The organism is Burkholderia sp. WSM2230, from assembly GCF_000472445.1.
Taxonomy (GTDB): Bacteria; Pseudomonadota; Gammaproteobacteria; order Burkholderiales; family Burkholderiaceae; genus Paraburkholderia.
On the sequence record NZ_AXAJ01000011.1, the window covers coordinates 70,430 to 93,572 of the forward strand.

Sequence of the window (23,143 nt, forward strand, 5' to 3'; positions counted from 1 at the left end):
GGAATCGTTTTAGATCAGGTACTTCCCCCACCTAAACTGTGCTCACTCGAATTACGCCAAAGAGAGACACGAGATGAACGCAGTGATTGAAAGCCAACCCTTCGCGGTCGCCGAAGGCGAAGCCTACCGGCAGCGCGCGCTGCAAGCGGGCCAGGCATTCCTTTCGGCCGTCGATGCCATCGTGCCGGTGCTGCGTGCCGGCCGTGATCAGTCCGAGCGCGACTGTCGCGTGCCGGACGCCAGCGTCGAGGCCATGCTCGAAGCCGGCGTGTTCCGCGCCCTCACGCCGTTGCAGTACGGCGGCCTCGAGCTATCCCCGGCGGACTTCTACGACGGCCTGATGCGCATCGCGCAATGCGACAGCTCCGCGGCCTGGATCGCCGGACAGATTGTCTGCCACAACCTGGAAATCGCGGCGATGGACCCGCAGATGCACGAGGATTTCTGGGGCGTCCACGGTCCGGATGCGCGCGCCTCGAGTTCGTACGCGCCGCTTGGCAAGACCGAACCGGTCGAGGGCGGCTACATGCTCGACGGCCGCTGGACCTTCTCCAGCGGCGTCGACTTCGCGCACTACGTGGTGCTCGGCGGCGGCGAGCGCAACTTCCTCGTACCGATCAGCGATCTGACCATCGACCACGACAGCTGGGACGTGCAGGGCATGCGCGGCACTGGCAGCAAGGCGGTCACGGCGAACAAGGTGTTCGTGCCGAATCACCGCATTCACGTGATGGCCGATGTGGTCAACGACATCAACCCTGGCTACGAGACCATCACCACGCCGTTGTACCGCGGCGTATCGTGGATGACCGTGTTCTACGCAACGGCCGCCAATACCGTAATCGGCACCGCGATGGAAGCTGTGAACGTGTTCCTGGAGCAGTCGCGCAACCGCTATACGAAGATGGGGACGGGCGCGCGCCTCGCTGAAAATCCGTTCCTCAATCTCAAGCTGGCGGATGCGAAAACGCGCCTGAACGACATCCGCACGCGCACTCTGAACAACTGGCGTCATATCTTCGATCAGGCCTGCAAGGGCGAGCCGATTTCGCATCAGGAGCGCCTGCGCGTGCGTTTCGAATCGGCCGATTCGTTCGCTGCCTGTTTCGATGTCGTGCAGGACATCTGGCCGATGGTCGGCGCGCTGGCTTCACAGAGCTCCAATCCGCTGCAACTCATCTACCGCAATCTGATGGCGTCGCGGGTCCACGGCACGGGCGGCAAGGAATTCGCTGCGATCGCCTATTCACGTTCGCTGCTGGGCCTGCCGGCGCCCGAATTCAAGGTCGTCGATTTCGGCGCAGCGGCCTACTGGCGCTGAGCAGCCGAACCTCATGGAGGCGAAAAATGATGATTGAAGAAGAAGTTGCCACCGGTCCGGGCCAGTCGTCCCTGCTCGAGCGTGGTCGCCCGCTGGATGACAGCCGCGCATTCCGGCGCTGTCTCGGCCAGTACCCGACCGGGGTGGCGGTCATCACTGCCAGCCACGGCAGCGGCCCCGTCGGCATGACGGTGAATTCCTTCGCGTCGGTCTCGCTCGATCCGCCGCTGATCCTGTGGTCGATCCGGCGCGAGTCGCGAAGTGTCGAAGTATTCCGGAGTGCAGAGCATTTCGTGGTGAACGTGCTCGCGCATAACCAGGTCGAGGTGTCGCAATGGTTTTGCAAAAGCGACCCGGAAAAATTCGAACTGGTGACGTGGGAAGCGGGGCTTGGCGGTGCGCCGCTGATCCATGGGGCGGTGGCGCAGCTGGAATGCCAGCGCTTTTCGGTGCAGGAAGCCGGCGATCACCTGATCCTGATCGGCGAGGTCAAGCAGTACGCGCACTTCGACGGCAAGCCGCTGACGTTCAGCAACGGCGAATATGCGATGACGCAGGTGCTGCCGCGCGAGCCGGTCAGCCGGCCCAATTGACGAGGGACTCACAGTGAAAATCGAAGAAATCGGATATCTGGGCATCGACGCCACCAACATGGACGAGTGGCGCAAGTTCGCGGCGGATTACATCGGCTTTGAAGTGCGTGACATGGATCACGGGCGCCTCGGACTGCGCATGGACGACTACGCCTGGCGCATGCTGGTGCGTCCCGCCGGGCGCAATGGCGTCGGTTTTCTCGGCATGAAGGTCGAAAGCCTCGAAGCCCTGGAGACGGTGCGCAGCGAAATGACTGCGGCCGGCCTGGAGGTGCATGAGGGCAGCGTCGAGGAGCGTGCCGAGCGCAGCGTGCAGCAAATGCTGTGGGTGGCGGACCCGGATGGCAATCGCGTCGAGTTCTTTGTCGGGCGCAGCATCGACGATGGTCTTTTCAAGCCGGGCCGTCCGATCGGGGGCTTCCGTACCGGGTCGCTGGGCTTTGGCCACGTGGTGATCGGCACGCCGCTGCTCGAAGAGATGGAACATTTCTACATGAAGCTGCTGTGCTTCGGCCTCTCCGACTACATCGACAAGGACATCAAGGTCCGCTTCATGCATGCCAATGCGCGGCATCATTCGCTCGCGCTGGTGAAGACGCCGGCGCCGTTCCTGCATCACGTGATGGTCGAATACAACTTCATGGACGATGTGGGCCGGCTTTACGACAAGGCGCTCAACATCCCCGGCATGATTCAGACGAGTCTTGGCCGGCACGACAACGATCACATGCTGTCGTTCTATTCGAAGACGCCGGGCGGATTTCTCATCGAAACCGGCTGGGGCGGCCGGCTGATCGACCGCGACACCTGGAAGCCCGTGGAGCTCTGGTGTATGAGCCTGTGGGGACATGAGCGCAGCTGGGAAACGGCTGACAACCAGATCAAGCAGCGCGCTCAAAAAGAACGCGCGGCCAGCGAGGGTCGGCTCACGCCGGTGGAAATCAATGAAGCCGGCGGCTTCGTGACCCGCGGGGCCGCCATCTGACGGATGGGGCGCAAGCGCCCGCGCGCGTTTGCCCGCAGGCGCGGAACAACTGCTTCCAATGCATCTGCGATGCCCCATCTTGCCCGACGCCGGACTCACCGGGCGGCAACTGTCGCCCTGAATCTAATGAAGGCGTTTGCATGATCTGGGCTCATCCAGGCCGCGAAAATGTTGCTTTGTCACAGAGTTTCGGGCCCATATCCTTGATGCATTGGTAGCTGGGCACGACGGCTCATCAACACTTACCAGACAGACCTATAAATTGGAGACTCAGCATGTCACAGGCACTCAAGGCCAGCTTCAAGCACGTCGGCATTCACGTGATGGATGTCGACACGATGGTGGACTTTTACACGAACTGGTTCGGTCTGGTCAAGACGGATGAAGGCAACGGTCCGGTAGGAAAGGGCGTATTCCTGAGCGGGGATCCCAGCGAGCACCACCAGATCGTATTCGTGGCCGGACGCGAACCCGGTACCCGATCCATCATTAATCAGTTGTCCTTTCAGGTCGCCGATCTGGCCACGGTGCGGGCTTACCACAAGCGGGCTCAGGACGAAGGCCGCACGGTCACCCAGATCAAGAGCCACGGTAATTCCTTCAGCGTCTACGTGCTGGATCCGGAAGGCAACCAGATGGAAATCTATTGCGACACGCCCTGGTACGTCAGCCAGCCGGTCAGCCTGCCGCTGGACCTGAGCCAGTCCGACGAAGACATTCTGGCGCAAGTGGAGAAGGCCGTACGCGCCAACCCGACCTTCATGATGCAGGACGAGTGGGTCAAAAAGGCCAGGCAATTGATGGCGAGCTGAGCCCGGACCGAATATCTCGCGCAAGCTGGACGATATCGGGCAACTGAGCAAGGCATGCCGGGGTATAGGCGCGATCGCTATTTAGACAACCATCAAGACAAATAAAAAATGCCGCGCAACGGCTAATCGGAGACAGAAATGAAGAAGGCAGTAATGGCGGCTGCTGTCGCTGCGATATTCGCAGGCCCCGCGTATGCGCAAAGCAGCATCACGCTATACGGGGTTATCGATGACGGCCTCAGCTACATCAGCAACGCGGGCGGTCACAGCAATTTCAAAATGGATAGTGGCGTGATCTATTCCGACCGCTGGGGAATGACAGGCAAGGAAGAACTGGGTGGCGGTCTGAGGGCAATCTTCACGCTGGAAAATGGCTTCGACGTCAATTCGGGCGCTGCGTCGCAGGGCGGCGCGCTATTCGGCCGGCGGGCATTCGTCGGCTTGTCGAGCGACCGCTTCGGTACGCTCGTCGCCGGTAACGACTACGACTTCATCTACGACTATGTGACGTTCTACACGAACACGGCGCAGTTCGGTGGCGTGTACTCGTTCCACCTCGGCGATGACATCGACCGCCTGGCCGGCGAGCAGGTACATAACGCGATCCGCTACGAAACGCCGAACGTCGGTGGCTTTGGCGCCGGGGTGATGTACGGCTTCAGCAACGTGGCAGGCGGGTTCGGTGGCACATCCACGGTGCCGCGCACACTCAGTGTTGGCCTGAAGTACAGCCCGACGGGCAGTTTCAATGCACCGTATTCGTTTGGCGCGGCGTTCACCAAGCTGGATGGTGGCTACGCCGCACCAGGGGCGGGCTCGATCGCTCAGGTGGCGCTGGGCGCCAGGTCGATCTATACCGCAGCCTTGGGCGGGATCGTGAAGCTCGGCAATTTCTCGATCAACGGCGTGTATACCTATACGAATGCGTCGGACACCCCGCGAGGCACCGTGACCGTGAACGCCTATGAAGGCGGCCTGTCCTGGCGCGCTTCACCGGCTTTCCTGGTGGGCGCGGGCCTCGCGTATATCGATGAACGCAAGCTCGGTAAATACGATATCGCGACGCTCGGCGTCGACTATCTCCTGTCGAAGCGCACCGATCTGTTCGCGGTCGGCACCTACCAGCACGCATTCGGTGGCGCTCATGTCGCGGGGAATTTCTTCGCGGTGACGCCATATTCGGAATCGCCCGCCATGCCGAATGGCGCCGGCGCTTCGTCGACATCGAGCCAGGCGATCGCGCAGATCGGCATCCGTCACAAGTTCTAGGGAGAGCGTCATGAGCAGTCCTTTGAGCACGAAGATGATGCCGGCCTCGCTCGAGGCATCGTCGAAACTAACCAGATCAGCAAGCCTCTGGATCGTTTGCGGTGCCGCCATCGGCTTGATGTTCGGCTTCGGTCCTCTGTTTTTCAGCGTCGCCGGGGTCTTTCTGAAACCGATGGCCGCGACGTTCGGGTGGGGCCGCTCCGACGTCGCGATGTTGCCGATGTTTTCGCTCGTGGGAACGACGTTGGGCGGACCCGCCGTCGGCTACCTTGCCGACCGGCTTGGCTGGAGCAAGGTCGTGGCGGGTTCGGTCGCGCTTCTCGCCATCTCGCTAGCCGCGCTTGCTGTTGCGCCAGCCAGTCACGCCTATATCGGTGCAGTCGGGTTTCTGATCGGCTTTCTCGGAGCAGGAACGACACCGGCGGGTTATCTGGGCGTGTTGCCGCGCGTCTTTGACAAGCGGCTGGGTATGGCGCTCGGATTCGCGATGATCGGTACCGGTATCGGTGGGCTCTTTGCGCCGATTGCCGCCAACCGCCTTGGCACGATGATGGACTGGCGCCACTGGTATGGCGCCTGCGCACTGGTCGCGCTGGTGTTCGGCATCGTTGCACACCGGCTGATGTTCCGCAATTTGCCCACTCAAAAGTACTTTGCCGCAGAGGTACAGGCGGCTGCGTCCGTCGAGGCAGGGCACACGCTCGGCGAAGCGGTGCGTACGTACCGCTTCTGGCTGCTTGCTGTCGTCATGTTCCTCATTTCCAGCGCGATTATTGGCGGCTTCGTGCATCTCGCGCCGTTCGCCAGCGACCGCGGGCTTGGACGTGACGTCGGGGCACAAGCGGCGGGCGTGGTGGGTGCCGGTCTTGCGATTGCGCGAGTGGGACTCGGTGCGGTGCTTGATCGCGTGTTCGCTCCTCTCGTGGCGTGCGCTGCGTTTTTTGTCGGTGCGGTGGGCTTCGCGATCTTTTTGACCGATGCATCGCACGTACCTTCGATGGTCATTCTGGCTGCCCTGCTGCTCGGCATCTCAACAGGTTCCGAAGGCGATCTGATTCCGTTTCTGGCACGCAGGTATTTCGGCAAGCGTTCATTCGGCTCGATCTACGGTTGCCTGTTTGGCGCGGCGACGCTGGGTGGCGGGGTGGGTCCGTTCCTGTATGGCCTCGCTTTTGATCGCCTTGGCTCTTATACCGTGGTGCATGTGGTGTCGTTGGCCGCATGCCTCACAGGCGCTGTCGGGATTCTGCTGCTCGGGCGCTATCCGGCGGCGAATGCGACAGCTCAGTAACGATCGGGAGGACACGCCAATGACACTGACAAGAGACAACACCTCGAAATTTATCCAGGCCGGTGCCGTCAACGTGCATTACCACGAGGCGGGCACGGGCCCGGCCCTGCTGTGCATCCATGGCGGTGCGCCGGGCGCATTTGGCTGGGGAAACTTCGGCCGCAATCTGGAGGCGCTGTCGCGCAACTTTCGCACGATCATTGTCGATCTTCCGGGTTACGGCCGATCCGACAAGCCGCAAATCGAAGGGCCGCGCACCAGTTTTTATGCCCGCACCTTTCGCGACATGTTGGATGCACTCGATATCGGCAAGGCGCATGTGATGGGTCTGGCAACGGGTGGTTCAGTAGCGATGAAGATGGCGCTCGACTATCCGGAGCGAGTCGATCGTCTGGTGGTCATCAGTTCGCCTGGCGGCCTGTCTCTTTTTCAGCCCATGCCGCCGAGGCCGGACACGCACAACTACTACAGCGGCGAAGGCCCCAGCATGGAACGCATGCGCGCAAATCTGGAGCGTCTGGTCTATGACCCGACAATCCTGACCGAGGAAGTGATCCGCGAACGCTACGAAGCCAGTATCGAGCCGGAATTCATGAATCAGGCGCCGGAAGGGCACGGCGGTAAGCCGGGGCAGACCCTGGAGCCGCTGTGGCAGGACTTGCACCGAATCCAGGCCGAGACATTGATCATCTGGGGCCGTAGTAACCAGACGATCAACTACGACAACGCTCTGTTCATGCTGACCCGGATCCCCAAGGCGCGCGTCCATATCCATGGCAACTGCGGCCTGTGGGTGCCCTACGAAAAGATGGAAGAGTTCAATAGCAACGTCACCGGCTTCCTGTCGGTGGACCTGACGGCGAGGCCCGCACAATGATGAAGCACACCAGCATCTGGCAACACCTGTTCAAGACTCCTCACAAGCTCGCGTGGATCGATGCGGCCGGCGTCAATACACGCTGCCTCGAAGCGGGACCAGCCGATGCACCGGTGGTCATTCTGCTGCATGGTACCGCGGGCAGTCTGGAGAATTTCAGCGCAAATTATGCGGCCTATGCCAGGCACTTCCGCGTGATTGGCCTGGATATGCTGGGCTGCGGCTTGACCGACAAGCCCGACTACGACTATCAGATCAAGGACTACGCCGAACATGTGCGCAGCTTCATGGATGCCCTGGGTATTGCGAAGGCAGCCGTGGTAGGCGTTTCCTTGGGTGCATGGGTGGGAGCAGCATTGGCTTTGGCGCATCCGGCTCGTGTCGACAAGCTGGTTCTGGTGGCCCCTGCGGGCATCATCGTCGATCCGGAAGAGGAACGGCGCTTTGCTGAAGGCTTGCGTAAGGCCCGCTCCTCCGCCGCGGCCGAGCCGAGCTGGGAAACTGTTTCCGCTGCGCTGAAAGCGCTCGTGTTGAACAAGGAAACCCTGTCCGACGAATCGGTCGCGATCCGCCTGGACATTTATCGCGATCCACGCATGCAGGCCGCCATGCCTCATCTGCTAGCCTTCTCGCAAGGCGGACAAGCGCTTCGGGAAGATCAATGGCGCAGCCTGGCCCTACCTATTCTTGTGATCGCCGCGGTGGATGCACCCAACATGTTCCTCACTAATGCGTATGCAATTGCCAGGACCGCACCGCATGTACATCTCGTGGAAATGAAGGGCTGCGACCACTGGGCTCAATATGAACAGCCAGAAGTCTTCAACGAGCATAGCATCGCTTTTCTAGAGGATGCCTGATTATTCCCTGAACTACACGCGCACTGATGCTGCCTTAGGCGACGGCTGCGCGCGTGGGTGATTCTCTCGGCCAGTTGAAGGCGCCGCGACGCAATCCGCCTTGCAAGAATGACGGCGCTACTTTTCGTTCAGTGCGGCGACGACCTGCGCCGCCGCTTCCTGCAATGGCGGAACATAGCGGCGCACCGCATCCGCCAGAGTCACCGCGCGCGATAGAAACACTACGTTCAGACTCGCGAGAACGCGATCCTCGGCCTTGATGGCCACCGCCACCGCGCCGATCTTCGCCTGCGCAGTCCAATCCCCGTAATTCGTCCCGAAGCCGTCTTCGCGCACGCGCCGGATCAGGCTGCGCACCAGCGTGTCGTTGCGCGCGAGCGCCTGCTGCTCCTCGCCGCCGGAACCCGAGCGCAATAGTTCCAGAATGTCCTCGCGTTCCTCGTCGGGGCACATTGCGAAGTAGGCGCGGCCCGCTGCCGTCAAGAGCATCGGCAAACGCCGCCCGACCATCGCGCGATGAAACGACAACTGGCTGAAGCGATGCGTCGTCTCGCGGATGATCATTGCGTCGCCGTCGGGCGTCGTGAGATCGGACGGCCACGCGACCCGCTGCAGGAGCTGACCCATGATCGGAGGCGCGACGGTGGCGACGCGCTCCGTATCTGTGAAACCTTCGCTCAATGAACGCACCGCCAATGTCAGGCGAAAGCTGTCGTCTGACGTACTTCGGCGTACAAAGCCTTCTTCCATCAGCGTTTCGAGCAGACGGCGCACCGTCGTGCGATGCAGGCCCGTCAACTCCGCGATCTGCTGGCTTGTTGCGCGTCCGCCTTCGATGGCATTCAACGCGCGCAGCACCTGGAGGCCGCGCGCGAGTCCGCGCACGTTCGTGTAAGTCGTCACGAGAAAATCTCTATGAATCAGCCGTGTGCATTCTATGCACAAATCGGAGATTTTGTTGAGCGGGTTTTTCCCGGCTCATAGACTGCACACATCAATCGAGCAAAGCCTCGCTTTCGCAGCGTTCGACGAAACACACTCAGGAGACAAGCATGCGCCCCGCCTTCGACCCGGTGGCCGGCAACGGCCGCGCTCATCCGTTCGAAACATCACATCAGCTGCTCGACGCCGATGTCGCCATTATCGGAGCCGGTCCCGTCGGGTTGATGATCGCGAATATTCTTGGCTCGCAGGGCGTGCGTGTCGTGCTCGTCGAGAAGCTCGCGCAGATCATCGATTATCCACGCGCCATTGGTCTGGACGACGAAGCGCTGCGCGTATTCCAGTCGATCGGTCTCGCCGACACGCTGCTACCGCACACGACGCCGAATCACTGGATGCGCTTCACGCTGAAGGGCAAGTGCTTCGCGTCGATAGAGCCGCGCACCGACGAGTTTGGATGGCCGCGCCGCAATGCCTTCATTCAGCCGCTCGCGGATCAACTGTTGTACAGCGGGCTGCAGCGCTTTGCGCATGTCCAGTCCTTGCTCGGCCATACGGTCGAGAGTTTCGCGCAGGACGAAGACGGCGTGATGATCGACGTGACGGACGCCGGCGGCGTACGCAAGACTCTACGAGCGGCCTATATGGTCGGCGCGGACGGCGGCAACAGTTTCGTGCGGCGCACGCTCGACGTGCCCTTTGAAGGCCGTACGAAGCCGAATCAGTGGATCGTGATCGACGTGCGCCATGATCCGATCGGCTCGCCGCACATCTATCTGCATTGCGATGCCAGGCGTCCTTATGTATCCGCCGCGCTGCCCCACGGGATTCGCCGCTTCGAGTTCATGGTGATGCCGGGCGAGACGGAAAGCGAACTCTCGAAGCCGGAGAACATGGCGGCGCTTTTGAGGAATGTAGTGGCCGATCCGCAAAAGGTGGATTACATCCGTCAGCGTGTCTATACGCACAACGCGCGGCTCGCGAGCACCTTTCGCGTGAAGCGCATCCTGCTCGCAGGCGACGCCGCGCACATCATGCCGGTGTGGCAGGGGCAGGGCTACAACAGCGGCATTCGCGACGCCAGCAATCTCGGCTGGAAGCTTGCGATGGTCGTGAAGGGCATCGCCGGCGACGCGCTGCTCGACAGCTACACAATGGAACGCCGCGCCCATGCGCGCGCGATGATCCATCTCTCTGAAGTGGCCGGCGATATCTTCGCGCCGACGAGCTTCGTCGGTTCGAAGGTGCGCGACGCCTTCGTGCGCAGCTTCAGCGTCCTGCCTGCGGTGAAGCGTTATTTCGTGGAAATGCGCTTCAAGCCGATGCCACGCTACGAGGAAGGCGTTGTGCTGCTGGACAAACACGAGCGGCGCGACGGTCTGCTCGCACGCATGATCGCGAGAGGTGGGCATTCGGCGCTCGGCCGCCTGCTCGGTGTGATGAGCGAGAAGCGCGAATCGTGGATCGGGCGCGTGGTGCATGGCCGCGATCCGCACGCGCATACGCCGGTGGGCCGCATGTTTATCCAGCCGCGCGTGCGTCTCGCGGATGGCGCGGTCGTGCGTTTCGACGATGCGATCGGCAATCGATTCACGATGATCGGCTGGGGCGCGGACCCGACGTTTTGCCTTACGCCCGAGGCGCGGCGCATCTGGGCGTCGATTGGCGGCGTGTTCGTCATCGCCAAGCCCGATCCGCAGCTCGCCTTCCATGACGACGTGCCCGAAGGCGTGATCGCGCTTGGCGATATCGACGGGCGCCTGAAGGACTGGTTCGCGCGCGTGCCCGAGTCGGTCGTGCTGTTGCGACCGGATCGCTTCGTCGCGTCGATGTGCTCGCCACAGCGCGCGTCGGATCAGGTCGTGCAACTCGCGCGCAAGCTCTCGCTCGCGACGCCGCCCGAAGCGCACGAGGTAGCGCAAGCCGGTGCGAAGCGCATGCGCGACGTCATCACGGAAGGAGCCTGACATGACCATTCATCTCGAGTGCATGTCCCACACGCCGCTCTCGGGCTACTACGATCCCGCGCCGGAAGTCGTCGCTGAAGTGGAGCGGGTGCAACGCGCGGCCCGCGAACGCGTGCGCCAGTTCGACCCGGAACTCGTGATCGTGTTCGCGCCCGATCACTACAACGGCTTCTTTTACGACGTGATGCCGCAGTTCTGCATCGGCGCGAATGCGACCGCCATCGGCGACTTTGGCAGCGCCGCTGGGCCGCTTGGCGTCGCGCAAGAGGCCGCGCTCGCCCTCGCCGATGCGGTGCTCGCAAGTGACATCGACGTCGCCGTGTCGTATCGCATGCAAGTTGACCACGGTTGCGCGCAGGCACTCGATGTGATGACGGGTGGCCTCGATCGGTACCCGGTGGTGCCGGTGTTCATCAATTCGGTCGCGCCGCCGATAGCTTCCTGCCGCCGCGCGCGGCTGCTCGGCGAGGCCATCGGCCGCTTCGTCGCCGGTGCACAGCGGCGTGTGCTGCTGCTCGGTTCGGGCGGCATTTCTCATGAGCCGCCGGTTCCGGAGATTCACGGCGCGGATGACGTCGTCGCGGAACGGCTGATCGCGGGACGCAATCCGTCGCCGGAATCGCGCGATGCGCGCCAGTCGCGCACCGTTGCGGCCGCGAAAGCGTTCGCCTCGGGCGAGAGCCGTCTGCATCCGCTGAATCCGGCGTGGGATCGCGCGTTTCTCGAACTGCTGGCGCGCGGTGACGTAGCCGCCGCCGACGGTTTCACCAACGACGCGATCACGCGTGACGCGGGGAAGTCTGCTCATGAAATCCGCACGTGGATCGCGGCGTTCGGCGCGCTCGCGGCGTGCGGGCCGTACGAAGCCTCGATCGATTATTACCGTGCGATTCCCGAGTGGATCGCGGGCTTCGGCGCCATGCACGCGCGTTCGAGCCGACGCGCGCCGTTGCATATCGCTGCGGCCACCAGTAACGAACCCGCGTGAAAGGAGAACACGACATGTCGAACATTCAGTCCATCGCTGCGCGCCTGCGTGAAGCGCAAAGCTCGTGCGAGCCGATTGCGCCCGTACGCGACGAAGTGCAAGGAGGCGACGTGGCGCTCGCTTATGCAATCCAGCAGGTCAACGTCAATCTGCGCGTGGAGAAGGGCGAACGCATTGTCGGCAGAAAGATCGGCCTCACGTCGGCCGCAGTGCAACAGCAGCTCGGCGTCGATCAGCCGGACTTCGGCACGCTGTTCGCGTCGATGGCCTACGGCGACAACCAGCCGATGCCGCTCGCGTCGCTGGTCCAGCCGAAGGTCGAAGCCGAGATCGCGCTCGTGCTCGAACACGATCTGACTTGCGAGAAGCACACGTTCGCGGATCTGATGCGCGCGACCGCATACGCCGTCGCCGCGATCGAAGTGGTGGACAGCCGAATTCGCGACTGGAACATCCGCTTCTTCGACACGGTCGCGGACAACGCGTCGAGCGGGCTCTTCGTGCTCGGCAGCCGTCCGGTGCTGCTGCGCGACGTCGATCTCACGGCATGCGCGATGACGCTTTCTCGCGACGGCGAGGTGCTGTCGCGCGGCAACGGCGCGGCCTGCCTCGGTAATCCTCTCAACGCCGCGGCGTGGCTCGCGGACCGAATGGTGGAGCTCGGCACGCCCTTGCGTGCGGGCGACACGGTTCTGACCGGCGCGCTCGGTCCGATGGTCACGGTGAAAGGCCCCGGTTCATACCTCGCACAGATCGAAGGCCTCGGCGACGTGCGAGCCACCTTCAGCGAATGATTCACGAAACATACGGAGACACTTGATGGCAACAGACAACCCCAAACGCAAAGCCGCGATCATCGGCTCGGGCAACATCGGCACCGATCTGATGATCAAGATCATGCGGCGCAGCGAGTATCTGGAAGTCGCGGCGATGGTCGGCATCGATGCGGGATCGGATGGACTTGCACGCGCGGCACGTCTCGGTGTAGCAACCACGCACGAAGGCGTGGAAGGTTTGGCACGCCTGCCCGTGTTCGAGGAAATCGACTTCGTGTTCGATGCGACTTCCGCCGGAGCGCACGTGAAGAACGACGCGTTTCTGCGCAATCTCAAGCCCGGCATCCGCATGATCGATCTGACGCCCGCCGCCATCGGCCCATACTGCGTGCCGGTAGTGAACCTCGACGCTCATCTCGATGCGCTCAACGTCAACATGGTCACGTGCGGCGGACAGGCGACCATTCCGATGGTGGCCGCCGTATCGCGCGTCGCCAAAGCGCACTATGCGGAGATCGTCGCATCGATCAGCAGCAAGTCGGCCGGTCCTGGCACGCGCGCCAATATCGACGAGTTCACCGAGACCACTTCGAAAGCGATCGAAGTTGTTGGGGGTGCGAAGAAAGGCAAGGCGATCATCGTGTTGAACCCGGCCGAGCCGCCGCTCATGATGCGCGACACGGTATATGTGCTGTCGGAAGCGACGGATCAGGCCAAGGTCGAGGCTTCTATCGAAGAGATGGCCAAGGCCGTGAACGCCTACGTGCCCGGCTACCGGCTCAAGCAAAGAGTCCAGTTCGATGTGATTCCCGAGAGCGCGCCGCTCAACATACCGGGCCTTGGCAAATTCAGCGGGCTGAAGACGTCGATCTTCATCGAAGTCGAAGGCGCGGCACATTACCTACCTGCGTATGCAGGCAATCTCGACATCATGACGTCCGCTGCGCTCGCTACCGCCGAGCGCATGGCCGGAACGCTCGTGGATACAGCAGCATAAAGTGGACGCCAACATGGACAAGAAACTCTATATCTCCGACGTGACGCTGCGCGACGGCATGCACGCGATTCGTCACCAGTACTCGATCGACGACGTGCAGGCGATCGCCCGTGCGCTCGATGCAGCGAAGGTGGACAGCATCGAAGTCGCCCACGGCGACGGCCTGCAAGGCTCGAGCTTCAACTACGGTTTCGGCGCGCACAGCGATCTCGAATGGATCGAAGCTGTCGCCGACGTCGTCACGCACGCGAAGGTCGCGACGCTGCTCCTGCCGGGCATCGGTACGATCCACGACCTGAAGGCCGCGCACACCGCGGGCGCGCGCGTCGTGCGTATCGCGACGCACTGCACCGAGGCGGACGTGTCGAAGCAGCACATCGAGTACGCGCGCGAACTCGGCATGGATACGGTCGGCTTCCTGATGATGAGCCACATGACCACGCCCGCGAACCTCGCCATCGAAGCGAAGAAGATGGAGAGCTACGGCGCGACGTGCGTATATGTCGTGGACTCGGGCGGCGCGCTGAACATGAACGATGTGCGCGATCGCTTCCGCGCACTGAAGGGCGCATTGAAGCCTGACACGCAAACCGGCATGCACGCGCATCACAACCTGTCGCTCGGCGTCGCGAACTCGATCGTCGCGGTGGAGGAAGGTTGCGACCGTATCGACGCGAGTCTGGCAGGCATGGGCGCAGGCGCGGGCAATGCGCCGCTCGAAGTGTTCATCGCCGCGGCCGAACGAATGGGATGGAACCACGGCACGAATCTCTACACGCTGATGGACGCGGCCGACGACATCGTGCGCCCGCTGCAGGACCGTCCGGTGCGCGTGGACCGCGAAACGCTCGCGCTCGGTTATGCAGGCGTGTATTCCAGCTTCCTGCGGCATTCTGAGGCGGCCGCGAAGAAATACGACCTGAAGGCGGTGGACATTCTCGTTGAACTCGGCAAGCGTCGCATGGTGGGCGGTCAGGAAGACATGATCGTCGACGTGGCGCTCGATTTGAAAAAGCGCGCCGCGCACGCCTGAGAACTTTCGATTTGCGAAGCGCCATGAAGAGCGCCGCATCCTTTAAACCGGAGACTTTTCGATGAAACCTTCAACGATCGTGCCCGTGCGTTCCGGCGGAGCGCACACCATCGGCACCATCGGCCTGTGCCTCGTGGTCGCGCTGCTGGAAGGGCTGGACCTGCAATCGACGGGCGTCGCCGCGCCCCGCATGGCGGCCGAATTTCATCTCGCCGTGGCGCAACTCGGCTGGGCGTTCGGCATCGGCGCGCTCGGGCTGCTGCCGGGCGCGGCAATCGGCGGACGTCTCGCCGACTCCGTGGGCCGCAAGCGCGTGCTGATGCTGTCGGTGGCGCTGTTCGGCCTCTTCTCCATCGCGACGACGCAAGTGTGGGATCTGCAAAGCCTGCTCATCGTGCGCTTTCTCACTGGCCTGGGTCTAGGGGCCGCGATGCCTAACCTCATTGCGCTGTGCGCCGAGGCCGCTTCGCCCGAGCGGCGCGGCGTGGCGGTCGGCGCGATGTATTGCGGCATGCCCTTCGGTGCAGCGTTGGCGGCGGTCATCGGCATCGTGAGTCCGGGCGAGGAAGGCTGGCGGCACATCTTCTATGTCGGCGGTCTCGGGCCGCTTCTCGTTTTGCCGCTGCTCGGCCTGTATCTGAAGGAGTCGACGCACTTCATCGCCGCCAACGAACGCACGCGAGGCGGTGTCGTGAAGGCGCTCTGGAAAGAAGGGCGTGGCGGCACGACTCTCGCGCTGTGGACGAGCTATCTGGGCACGCTGATCGTGCTGTACTTCCTGATGAACTGGCTGCCGTCGATGGTCGTGAGCCGCGGCCTCACGCGAGTGCAGGCGAGCGTCGTGCAGATGATGTTCAACATCGGCGGGGGCATTGGCGCGATCGTCATCGCGGCGCTGATGGACCGCATTGGCAAGCGGCCGGTGGTCGTCGGCATGTATGTCGGCATCACAGCATCGCTGCTTGCGCTGGCGGGCGCGACCGGCAGCGTATCGATGGCGTGCGGCGGGCTGCTTGCCGGACTGTTTCTCGTGGGCGGGCAATCTGTGCTCTATGCGCTGGCGGGCGCTGCCTATCCGACGAAAGTACGGGGAACGGGCGTCGGCGCCGCTGTGGCCGTGGGCCGCATCGGCTCGATGGTTGGCCCGCTGATCGCGGGGCAATTGCTGGCGCTCGGTCAAAGCGCGTCGATGCTGGTGCTGTCGAGCATTCCGTTGATCGTCATTGCGGCAATCGGGGCGCTCGCCGTGGCCGCGAATCTTACCCGCGAAACGCCCGATGTCTCGGTGGCGCTTCACACCGAATCTATTTGAACGAATGTCTGAGGAGATTGACATGACGACCAACGAAACATGGACGGAAGCCGCCACGAGCAAGTTCGTGAGCGTGATGGAAGGCGACAGCGAACTGCGCATCCACTACAACGATACTGGCGCGGGCGGCGAAACGCTGGTCATGCTGCATGGCTCGGGCCCCGGCGCGAGCGGCTGGGCAAACTTCTACCGCAACGTCGATGCGTTTGCCAGTGCAGGCTATCGCGTGATCCTCATCGACTGTCCGGGCTGGGGCAAGAGCGATTCGATCGTCTGCACGGGCTCGCGCTCCGACCTCAACGCGCGTGTCGTCAAGAGCGTGCTCGATACGCTCGACATCGAGCGCGCGCACTTCGTCGGCAACTCGATGGGCGGACATAGCGCGGTGGCATTTGCGCTGTCGTATCCGGAGCGAGTCGGCAAGCTTGTGCTGATGGGAGGCGGTACAGGCGGCCCGAGCCAGTTCGTGCCTATGCCGACTGAAGGAATCAAGCTCTTGCAGGCGCTGTATCGCGAGCCGTCGCTCGAGAACCTCAAGCGCATGCTCAACGTGTTCGTGTACGACGCCAGCACGATGACCGAGGAACTGATGGCGGCGCGTCTGCAGAACATGCTGGCGCGACGCGACCATCTGGAGAACTTCGTGAAGAGCCTCGCCGCGAACCCGAAGCAGTTTCCCGACTACGGCCATCGACTCAACGAGATCAAGGCGCCAGCGCTCGTGATCTGGGGACGCGACGACCGTTTCGTGCCGATGGATGTGGGCTTGCGTCTCGTTTGGGGCATGCCGGATGCCGACTTGCTCGTGTTCGGTCGCTGCGGGCACTGGGCGCAGTGGGAGCATGCGGAGCGATTCAATCAGACAGTGCTGACGTTTCTGGCGCGGTAGTGCGGGGTGCAGCGCTGCCGTATTCGCTCGCGGGAAATCAGCTGCTTCGTTTCCACGCCTGGAGTTGTAGCGCTTCGCAAAGCATCGATTGGGGCCACGTTTCGTCGAGTGCGCGGCGCAGGAGCGCTTGCTGACTCGCGGGCGCGAGGCCACCTGCTGGTGGATCGCGATCGAGGTTGGTCGGAAACGCGTATCCTTCCGCCGTTGATGCAATGACGGAATCGATGTCAGTCGCAGTCAACTGGCCGTTGGCCTTGTACTCGAGAAGTATCGGATAGACGGCCTCGCACATGCGCGTGCGATCGACACTTTCCATCGCGCGCCCATAGGCCGAAGATATCTGCAACAGATTCGCCATACGCTGCACGTCTGACGTGCGATTCGCGCCGGCGGCATGAAACAGCGCCGGATTAAAGAAGAGCGCGTCCCCTTTCGCAAGCGGTAACTGCACGCAGTGGGCTTCGAAGAAGTTGCGAAAGTCGGGACGTCGCCACGCCAGATAGCCTTGTGCATAACGCTGCGAAAAGGGCAGCAGCTTCGTGGGACCACTTTCAACTGGCATATCGCTGTGGGCGACGGCGCCTTGTAGCGTCAGGAACGGCGACATCGTATGGACATGCGCGGGAAAACGCTGCGCCTCCTCTACGGTCTGGAAGCCAAGATGGTAGTCGCGATGTGCTTGCTGTGCCTCTCCACCGGGGCGAACGACGTTGACCTGACTGGTCATCTGAAAGCCAGGGCCGAGCCATGCGTGCGCTACAGATGCGATGAACGCATTCGAGAAATAGCGTACAAACACCGAGGGTGCCTGCAGACAGAGCTTCTGCTGAGCGTTCCAGATGCGATCGTTCGCGCCCGCTTTGGCAAAATGATCCGCTCCGTGTGTCCCAGATTCACGTTCTTGCCGGATGATCTCTTCGAAGACGCGAGTCGCTTCGTCGACGGGTGCGGTATCCTGGAAGGCGTTCTTCAGTATCAGCACGCCCGCGCCGTCGAGAAGCACGTTTGCCCATTCGGCCTGCAGCGTCTGTTTCCGCACAGGATCCGCCAGAACTTCACCAAGCCCATGGCAATCGTAAATGGGAATTTCGCACTCCGTCTTGGCCGCAAATCGCAACTCCAGATCAGGCTTCTTTCGAAGTTGATCCGAGAAAGCTTCGAGTGAGCAGCCGCTCTCCCGATACCAGTACTCTGCCAAGGTTTCGCCGCCTTGCTTCGTGGCATTCATGTCTCCCTCCATTTTCGTCAAGCATAGACGCATCGTCGGGCAGGGAGTTACCTCGTCTTTACAAAGGCAGCGATCAGATGCGGGGCGCGGTTCCGCTCCAGGCATCCTGCAGTAAAGACCGAAGCGGGAACACCAGTACGTGCGATTTGCTCATGCCCCGCTGTCGATCAAGCATGGGCTTTATGTCGCCGTGCTTCAACGTTGCGGAACTGCTCCATGGTTGTATCGAACGACCTGGTCGCCATTTCTGGCCGCGGGAGCTTGCGATATTCGGTCGAGATGATCTCCACGCCATACCATTCGCCATTGAACCCGGCGTTCAGAACCGCCTCTCTGAAGCCCGGACAGTCGAACTCGCCTTCGCCACAAAGCTTGCGGCGAAAGACAGTGTCTTCCAGCAAAGATCCTTCGACGATCGGGCTGACGTCGAGTTAAATCGCCTTGATGAACTGCGGAGGGACTTTTGCGATTTCGCTGAAGTCGATGCCTCCGCGAACGGTTTTATTCCCCGTCCTAGTGGTTTCTACTGACCGTTGTACGGGCCGCCCGTTGCACGCCGGTTACAGCCGGCGAGGGCCTCGACCGGCTGCGTCACATAGGGGCGATCGTCCAGCAAGTCATTGTATTCATGAGAATTTTCGGTCGGCAGTGGCGTACTCAGAGTTCAGACTCAAGTGAACAAAGTCCAGAGTTAGCTGAAATTCGACCCCTCCAGCCCCGCTCCGCATCCCTTCTTGAATTTGTCACCACCCGTCCATATAATTAGCACTCGCTGCACGAGAGTGCTAACAACTTCGCCGGTTGGCTCGGCCAGCCGGGTTTTCCAAGCGTTCTTCAGTCTCAATCAAGAGAGGAGTATGTATGAACCTTCGTCCTTTGCATGATCGCGTGATCGTCAAGCGTCTGGATCAAGAAACCAAGACCGCGTCGGGCATCGTGATCCCCGAAGCCGCAGCAGAAAAGCCGGATCAGGGCGAAATCCTGGCCGTCGGCCCGGGCAAGCGTGACGACAAGGGCGCAGCAATCGCCCTCGACGTGAAGGTTGGCGACCGCGTTCTGTTCGGCAAGTACGCAGGCCAGACCGTCAAGGTCGACGGCAACGAACTGCTGGTGATGCGCGAAGAAGACATCATGGCCGTGGTGCAGAAGTAAGCGCAAAGCCGCTACTTCCCCGGTTATATCTCAAGAATTCAAGGAGTTAGAAGATGGCAGCTAAAGACGTCGTATTCGGTGATTCCGCCCGTGCCAAGATGGTCGAAGGCGTGAACATCCTCGCGAACGCTGTGAAGGTCACGCTGGGTCCTAAGGGCCGCAACGTTGTCCTGGAACGCAGCTTCGGCGGCCCGACGGTCACCAAGGACGGTGTGTCGGTCGCAAAAGAGATCGAACTGAAAGACAAGCTCCAGAACATGGGCGCGCAAATGGTCAAGGAAGTCGCTTCCAAGACCAGCGACAACGCAGGTGACGGCACCACGACCGCAACGGTCCTGGCTCAGTCGATCGTCCGCGAAGGCATGAAGTACGTCGCATCGGGCATGAACCCGATGGACCTGAAGCGCGGTATCGACAAGGCTGTGACGGCCGCTATCGAAGAACTGCGCAAAATCAGCAAGCCGTGCACGACCAACAAGGAAATCGCTCAGGTCGGCGCGATCTCGGCAAACAGCGACACGTCGATCGGCGAGCGCATTGCTGAAGCAATGGACAAGGTCGGCAAGGAAGGCGTCATCACCGTCGAAGACGGCAAGTCGCTGCAAGACGAGCTGGACGTCGTCGAAGGTATGCAGTTCGACCGCGGCTACCTGTCGCCGTACTTCATCAACAATCCGGACAAGCAAGTCGCCGTGCTCGACAACCCGTTCGTGCTGCTGCACGACAAGAAGGTGTCGAACATCCGTGATCTGCTGCCGGTTCTGGAACAGGTCGCCAAGGCTGGCCGTCCGCTCCTGATCATCGCAGAAGACGTGGAAGGCGAAGCACTGGCAACGCTGGTTGTGAACAACATCCGCGGCATTCTGAAGACGGTTGCCGTGAAGGCTCCGGGCTTCGGCGATCGTCGTAAGGCCATGCTGGAAGACATCGCGATCCTGACCGGCGGCCAGGTCATCGCTGAAGAAACCGGCCTGACGCTCGAAAAGGCAACGCTGGCAGAGCTGGGCCAGGCAAAGCGCATCGAAGTGGGCAAGGAAAACACCACGATCATCGACGGCGCTGGCGAAGCTGCGAACATCGAAGCTCGCGTCAAGCAAGTGCGCAAGCAGATCGAAGAAGCGACGTCGGACTACGACCGTGAAAAGCTGCAAGAGCGCGTTGCCAAGCTGGCAGGCGGCGTTGCAGTGATCAAGGTCGGCGCTGCGACCGAAGTCGAAATGAAGGAAAAGAAGGCACGTGTCGAAGACGCACTGCACGCAACGCGCGCAGCTGTGGAAGAAGGCATCGTTGCTGGCGGCGGCGTCGCGCTGATCCGTGCACGTACGGCAATCGCCGGCCTGAAGGGCGCTAACGCCGATCAGGACGCAGGCATCAAGATCGTGCTGCGCGCAATGGAAGAGCCGCTGCGCCAGATCGTCACGAACGGCGGCGAAGAAGCCAGCGTCGTGGTGGCGGCAGTTGCTGCTGGACAGGGCAACTACGGCTACAACGCAGCAACCGGCGAGTACGTCGACCTGGTCGACGCAGGTGTCGTGGACCCGACCAAGGTTACGCGCACGGCGCTGCAAAACGCAGCATCGGTTGCTGGTCTGCTGCTGACCACCGACGCAGCTGTTTGCGAACTGCCGAAGGAAGACGCACCGATGCCCGGCGGCATGCCCGGCGGCATGGGCGGCATGGGCATGGACATGTAACTTCATGTCCGCTCTCCGTCTGGGCTTCGCAAAGAGGCTCAGCCGGGAGCTCATGGGAAAGCGCGCCGCGAGGTGCGCCTCGCCAAAGAAAAACCCGCAGAAATGCGGGTTTTTCTTTGGCTTCGTGCTTTTGCTGGACTCAGTTGCCGGCTATGCCGCCACCGCGAGGCAGTGTTCGCGCAAGTACCCGAAGATGCCGGCCACGCTTTCACTCGGCGTCAAAGTGGCGGTGTCGATAACGAGTTCGGGATCCAGCGGCATTTCATACGGCGCCGAAATGCCCGTGAACGCCGGAATCTCGCCGGCCAGCGCTTTCGCGTAGAGCCCCTTCGGGTCGCGGCGCGCACAGGTTGCGACGGATGCCGACAGGTAGGTCTCGATGAAATTGCCGGCGCCAATGATGTCGCGCGCCATTGCGCGGTCGGCGTGCATCGGCGAAATGAGCGCCGTGATGACGATCAGGCCGGCGTCGTTCATCAACTGCGCGACATGCGCCACGCGGCGGATGTTTTCGTGGCGGTCGTGCGGGTCGAAGCCAAGGTCGCTGCCGAGGCCGTGGCGCACGTTGTCGCCGTCGAGCACATAGCAGGCATGCCCTTGCGCCACGAGCTGCCGCTCGAGTTCGAACGCTATGGTTGACTTGCCCGCACCCGAAAGGCCCGTGAGCCAGATCGTGATCGGCTTCTGACGAAGAATCCGCATTCTGTCCGCAAGCGTGATAGCGCCGTGAAAGCGTTGCACCGGGCCGCAGGGCTGTTTCATTCTATGTTCCTGAAAACTTAAACGCAGTGCCAACCCTGGCGCCACACGCCCGCGTTGTGCAGTTGTTCCGCCGAATCGGCGAGAGCGACATGAAATCCGTCGGGCGCGCCCGGCGGCAAAGCGATCGAAAAGCCGGCGTAGGCACTCGGGTAGCCGGCATTGGCAACATCCGGCCGAGGCTCGCCGCTCGAGCCGCGCGCAATGACTTCGCTGCCGACGCGCACTTCGAGCAGCACCTTTTGTTCCGGGCGGCTGAGGTTCACGGCCCAGCCGGAGACGACACCATCGCGCACCGCGTCGACAAATCCGTCGTACATGTCCGCAAGCGTTTGCGTTTCGGTCTGTGCAAATCGCAGATATTCGTCGATCGGTGCGAGGTCGAAACGGCCGATCACGCCGTGTACCTTCGCGAGGAAGGCTTCGTCGAAGCCGAACACCACGGACCTATGCAGATACGGATTCTCAAGTCGATTGATCTCGGTCTGAATCTTCTCGACCAATTCCAGAGCTTTCGCGAACACGCCGGCTGACCTGTGCGCGTCGTTGCGAATCTCGCGCCTGACATGCTCGAAAAGCTCGTAATCGAGGCGATTGTCGTCGATAAATTTCTGTTTCGCGCTTTCGCTCAACTGGCCGATCTGTTCAGACGAACCGCTCGTAATGTTCGTCTTGAAGTAAAACGGCAATTTCAATCCGGTCTTTGCGCAAAGCCGGAGAAGAAATTCGCTCATGTTTTCGCAGATGCCGACCGTGCTGAAGTAATGCTGGAGGTTGGCTTTGGCAATACCGAGACTCAGTTCGTCCGGCGCCGAATGACCGCTCAGCATTTGCACGAATATATTCCTGCCGCCGAGCGACTCGCTTACCCACTCATCCAGCGAAAGGGTGCCGCGAAGCACGAGCGCCTCAGTTGCCGACACACTTGCGCCGCGTGCCACTTCGCCATTTTTTCCATTCAGCGCATAGCGGTAATGCGATATGTGCCGCGCAAGGGGGTCGCGCAGAACGGTGCAATAGGCGAGTGGAGTCTTCAGGCTTCTGTGAATGCCATACGATTGATGACCGCCGCCAATATGCGTTTCGAGTAACCTGTTGCGGCAGTTGTCCCAGCCTTCTCTATCCCACTCAAACACGACGAATTGATCTTTGCCTTTGTTCAGGTCGAAGAATGAGATTACCGTCGATCCCCCGCTCTTGGGCGGGTGGATAAAAAACGTTGGCGCGGACATATAACCACTGAAGAGAATTACGATCTGCAAGTTTAGCGCGCGGTTTTGCCGCCATTGTAACGTTTGTTTACATAACTCAAATTCGCTTACGTCCGCCGTCACGTCCGAATGGACAATGCTGCAGCGTCGCGGGACCGCACGCTGCAGAAAGCGCCAGATTGCGCGA

22 protein-coding genes are annotated in these 23,143 nt (G+C 61.6%); 17 read left to right on the forward strand and 5 right to left on the reverse strand.

All coding sequences use genetic code 11. The annotated features are described in order from the left end of the window. The first annotated feature begins 73 nt into the window (after positions 1–73). The 8 genes from A3AC_RS0120645 (at position 74) to A3AC_RS0120680 (ending at position 8,008) form a co-directional block, all read left to right on the forward strand. A complete protein-coding gene (locus tag A3AC_RS0120645; RefSeq protein ID WP_025601125.1) occupies positions 74–1,321 on the forward strand; it encodes an acyl-CoA dehydrogenase in 1,248 nt (415 codons plus the stop codon). 26 nt (positions 1,322–1,347) lie between these two features. Further along, entirely contained in the window at positions 1,348–1,914 is a 567-nt protein-coding gene (locus tag A3AC_RS0120650; protein WP_025601126.1) for a flavin reductase family protein, read from the forward strand. A 13-nt stretch (positions 1,915–1,927) separates the two neighbouring features. Further along, positions 1,928–2,899, forward strand: coding sequence for a VOC family protein (locus A3AC_RS0120655; protein WP_025601127.1), 972 nt, complete (start codon positions 1,928–1,930; stop codon positions 2,897–2,899). A 275-nt stretch (positions 2,900–3,174) separates the two neighbouring features. After that, a complete protein-coding gene (locus A3AC_RS0120660) occupies positions 3,175–3,711 on the forward strand; it encodes a VOC family protein (protein WP_025601128.1) in 537 nt (178 codons plus the stop codon). Positions 3,712–3,849: 138 nt separating this feature from the next. After that, on the forward strand, positions 3,850–4,980 hold the full coding sequence (locus A3AC_RS0120665; RefSeq protein ID WP_025601129.1) for a porin: 1,131 nt from the start codon (positions 3,850–3,852) through the stop codon (positions 4,978–4,980). Between the two features lie 10 nt (positions 4,981–4,990). After that, positions 4,991–6,271 carry an MFS transporter gene (locus A3AC_RS0120670; protein WP_025601130.1) on the forward strand — a complete coding sequence of 427 codons (1,281 nt, stop codon included), beginning with the start codon at positions 4,991–4,993 and terminating at the stop codon, positions 6,269–6,271. Positions 6,272–6,290: 19 nt separating this feature from the next. Further along, entirely contained in the window at positions 6,291–7,148 is an 858-nt protein-coding gene (locus tag A3AC_RS0120675) for an alpha/beta fold hydrolase (RefSeq protein ID WP_025601131.1), read from the forward strand. After that, positions 7,145–8,008 carry an alpha/beta fold hydrolase gene (locus A3AC_RS0120680; RefSeq protein WP_025601132.1) on the forward strand — a complete coding sequence of 288 codons (864 nt, stop codon included), beginning with the start codon at positions 7,145–7,147 and terminating at the stop codon, positions 8,006–8,008. The genes A3AC_RS0120675 and A3AC_RS0120680 overlap by 4 nt, the downstream gene beginning before the upstream one ends. Before the next feature lie 117 nt (positions 8,009–8,125). On the opposite strand, the gene A3AC_RS0120685 is transcribed toward A3AC_RS0120680, so the two are convergent. Further along, the gene (locus A3AC_RS0120685) at positions 8,126–8,911 is read right to left on the reverse strand and encodes a DNA-binding transcriptional regulator (RefSeq protein WP_025601133.1); all 786 of its coding nucleotides are present in this window, start codon (positions 8,909–8,911) and stop codon (positions 8,126–8,128) included. Between the two features lie 149 nt (positions 8,912–9,060). On the opposite strand from A3AC_RS0120685, the gene A3AC_RS0120690 reads away from it, so the two are divergent. From A3AC_RS0120690 to A3AC_RS0120720, 7 genes are all read left to right on the forward strand, one after another. After that, positions 9,061–10,917: a bifunctional 3-(3-hydroxy-phenyl)propionate/3-hydroxycinnamic acid hydroxylase gene (locus A3AC_RS0120690; RefSeq protein WP_025601134.1), complete on the forward strand. Its 1,857-nt coding sequence runs from the start codon at positions 9,061–9,063 to the stop codon at positions 10,915–10,917. 1 nt (position 10,918) lies between these two features. Continuing rightward, the gene (locus A3AC_RS0120695) at positions 10,919–11,905 is read left to right on the forward strand and encodes a 3-carboxyethylcatechol 2,3-dioxygenase (protein ID WP_025601135.1); all 987 of its coding nucleotides are present in this window, start codon (positions 10,919–10,921) and stop codon (positions 11,903–11,905) included. A gap of 14 nt (positions 11,906–11,919) precedes the next feature. Continuing rightward, positions 11,920–12,699, forward strand: a complete 780-nt coding sequence (gene mhpD, locus A3AC_RS0120700) for a 2-keto-4-pentenoate hydratase (protein ID WP_035475571.1) — start codon at positions 11,920–11,922, stop codon at positions 12,697–12,699. Between the two features lie 25 nt (positions 12,700–12,724). After that, positions 12,725–13,678 carry an acetaldehyde dehydrogenase (acetylating) gene (locus A3AC_RS0120705; protein ID WP_025601137.1) on the forward strand — a complete coding sequence of 318 codons (954 nt, stop codon included), beginning with the start codon at positions 12,725–12,727 and terminating at the stop codon, positions 13,676–13,678. Positions 13,679–13,691: 13 nt separating this feature from the next. After that, a complete protein-coding gene (dmpG, locus tag A3AC_RS0120710) occupies positions 13,692–14,711 on the forward strand; it encodes a 4-hydroxy-2-oxovalerate aldolase (RefSeq protein ID WP_025601138.1) in 1,020 nt (339 codons plus the stop codon). A 61-nt stretch (positions 14,712–14,772) separates the two neighbouring features. Then, entirely contained in the window at positions 14,773–16,023 is a 1,251-nt protein-coding gene (gene mhpT / locus A3AC_RS0120715) for a 3-(3-hydroxy-phenyl)propionate transporter MhpT (protein WP_025601139.1), read from the forward strand. Between the two features lie 22 nt (positions 16,024–16,045). Beyond that, positions 16,046–16,912, forward strand: coding sequence for an alpha/beta fold hydrolase (locus A3AC_RS0120720; protein ID WP_025601140.1), 867 nt, complete (start codon positions 16,046–16,048; stop codon positions 16,910–16,912). A gap of 37 nt (positions 16,913–16,949) precedes the next feature. Here the strand turns inward: A3AC_RS0120720 and A3AC_RS0120725 are convergent, their stop codons facing one another. Together A3AC_RS0120725 and A3AC_RS30495 are read right to left on the reverse strand one after the other, a co-directional pair. Next, a complete protein-coding gene (locus tag A3AC_RS0120725) occupies positions 16,950–18,140 on the reverse strand; it encodes a phytanoyl-CoA dioxygenase family protein (RefSeq protein WP_025601141.1) in 1,191 nt (396 codons plus the stop codon). Positions 18,141–18,307: 167 nt separating this feature from the next. After that, positions 18,308–18,541, reverse strand: a complete 234-nt coding sequence (locus A3AC_RS30495) for a hypothetical protein (protein ID WP_156924649.1) — start codon at positions 18,539–18,541, stop codon at positions 18,308–18,310. 460 nt (positions 18,542–19,001) lie between these two features. On the opposite strand from A3AC_RS30495, the gene groES reads away from it, so the two are divergent. Both groES and groL read left to right on the forward strand, forming a co-directional pair. Further along, positions 19,002–19,292, forward strand: a complete 291-nt coding sequence (gene groES, locus A3AC_RS0120735; protein WP_008923887.1) for a co-chaperone GroES — start codon at positions 19,002–19,004, stop codon at positions 19,290–19,292. 53 nt (positions 19,293–19,345) lie between these two features. Further along, positions 19,346–20,986 (forward strand): chaperonin GroEL, encoded by a 1,641-nt coding sequence (groL, locus tag A3AC_RS0120740; protein WP_025601143.1) that lies wholly within the window; start codon positions 19,346–19,348, stop codon positions 20,984–20,986. 150 nt (positions 20,987–21,136) lie between these two features. On the opposite strand, the gene cysC is transcribed toward groL, so the two are convergent. Further along, positions 21,137–21,748: an adenylyl-sulfate kinase gene (gene cysC, locus A3AC_RS0120745; RefSeq protein WP_025601144.1), complete on the reverse strand. Its 612-nt coding sequence runs from the start codon at positions 21,746–21,748 to the stop codon at positions 21,137–21,139. Between the two features lie 17 nt (positions 21,749–21,765). Then, a complete protein-coding gene (locus A3AC_RS0120750; protein ID WP_025601145.1) occupies positions 21,766–22,977 on the reverse strand; it encodes a sulfotransferase family 2 domain-containing protein in 1,212 nt (403 codons plus the stop codon). Positions 22,978–23,143 lie beyond the last annotated feature (166 nt).

Bases quoted from the DNA above. Each gene is read 5' to 3' on its own strand.
- dmpG (WP_025601138.1), top strand. From the start codon at position 13,692: ATGGACAAGAAACTCTATATCTCCGACGTGACGCTGCGCGACGGCATG.
- A3AC_RS0120725 (WP_025601141.1), bottom strand. From the start codon at position 18,140: ATGAATGCCACGAAGCAAGGCGGCGAAACCTTGGCAGAGTACTGGTAT.
- A3AC_RS0120645 (WP_025601125.1), top strand. From the start codon at position 74: ATGAACGCAGTGATTGAAAGCCAACCCTTCGCGGTCGCCGAAGGCGAA.
- A3AC_RS0120680 (WP_025601132.1), top strand. From the start codon at position 7,145: ATGATGAAGCACACCAGCATCTGGCAACACCTGTTCAAGACTCCTCAC.
- A3AC_RS0120670 (WP_025601130.1), top strand. From the start codon at position 4,991: ATGAGCAGTCCTTTGAGCACGAAGATGATGCCGGCCTCGCTCGAGGCA.
- A3AC_RS0120750 (WP_025601145.1), bottom strand. From the start codon at position 22,977: ATGTCCGCGCCAACGTTTTTTATCCACCCGCCCAAGAGCGGGGGATCG.
- A3AC_RS0120650 (WP_025601126.1), top strand. From the start codon at position 1,348: ATGATGATTGAAGAAGAAGTTGCCACCGGTCCGGGCCAGTCGTCCCTG.
- groES (WP_008923887.1), top strand. From the start codon at position 19,002: ATGAACCTTCGTCCTTTGCATGATCGCGTGATCGTCAAGCGTCTGGAT.
- groL (WP_025601143.1), top strand. From the start codon at position 19,346: ATGGCAGCTAAAGACGTCGTATTCGGTGATTCCGCCCGTGCCAAGATG.
- cysC (WP_025601144.1), bottom strand. From the start codon at position 21,748: ATGAAACAGCCCTGCGGCCCGGTGCAACGCTTTCACGGCGCTATCACG.
- A3AC_RS0120695 (WP_025601135.1), top strand. From the start codon at position 10,919: ATGACCATTCATCTCGAGTGCATGTCCCACACGCCGCTCTCGGGCTAC.
- mhpT (WP_025601139.1), top strand. From the start codon at position 14,773: ATGAAACCTTCAACGATCGTGCCCGTGCGTTCCGGCGGAGCGCACACC.
- A3AC_RS0120720 (WP_025601140.1), top strand. From the start codon at position 16,046: ATGACGACCAACGAAACATGGACGGAAGCCGCCACGAGCAAGTTCGTG.
- mhpD (WP_035475571.1), top strand. From the start codon at position 11,920: ATGTCGAACATTCAGTCCATCGCTGCGCGCCTGCGTGAAGCGCAAAGC.
- A3AC_RS0120705 (WP_025601137.1), top strand. From the start codon at position 12,725: ATGGCAACAGACAACCCCAAACGCAAAGCCGCGATCATCGGCTCGGGC.
- A3AC_RS0120675 (WP_025601131.1), top strand. From the start codon at position 6,291: ATGACACTGACAAGAGACAACACCTCGAAATTTATCCAGGCCGGTGCC.
- A3AC_RS0120690 (WP_025601134.1), top strand. From the start codon at position 9,061: ATGCGCCCCGCCTTCGACCCGGTGGCCGGCAACGGCCGCGCTCATCCG.
- A3AC_RS0120665 (WP_025601129.1), top strand. From the start codon at position 3,850: ATGAAGAAGGCAGTAATGGCGGCTGCTGTCGCTGCGATATTCGCAGGC.
- A3AC_RS0120660 (WP_025601128.1), top strand. From the start codon at position 3,175: ATGTCACAGGCACTCAAGGCCAGCTTCAAGCACGTCGGCATTCACGTG.